We start from the raw sequence: 251 nt of genomic DNA, 5'->3' as shown, positions 1-251 counted from the left end.
CACAGCATGTGGCCGACTGACAGCATGCCGATCGTCACGGCACCCAGCGCGAGCGGCAGGATCATGAGCAGGAAATACAGGCGTTTTCCGATCAATGCGCTTGCCCCGTACGTTCCGACGAAGCCCGCCAGCCCGAGGCCCAGCAGCAGCATCGACAGCTGGGTCACGTCGACGTGCGTGTACGACTCGAGAAATGGGCGCAGGTACGTGAAGATCGCGAATGCGCCGCCGAAGGTCAGCATGACCGCGAG

Annotated in this window: 1 pseudogene; it reads right to left on the bottom strand. The window is 62.9% G+C overall.

Annotated elements, in window-relative coordinates:
- Positions 1-251: pseudogene (locus SB847_RS21775) on the bottom strand (hypothetical protein); the annotation flags it as partial.

It is taken from the genome of Bacillus sp. SIMBA_026 (assembly GCF_046535335.1).
GTDB classification, from domain to species: domain Bacteria; phylum Bacillota; class Bacilli; order Bacillales; family Bacillaceae; genus Bacillus; species Bacillus velezensis.
Note: the sequence above shows the minus strand (reverse complement) of the source record. Positions and strands in the feature narration are given on the sequence as shown.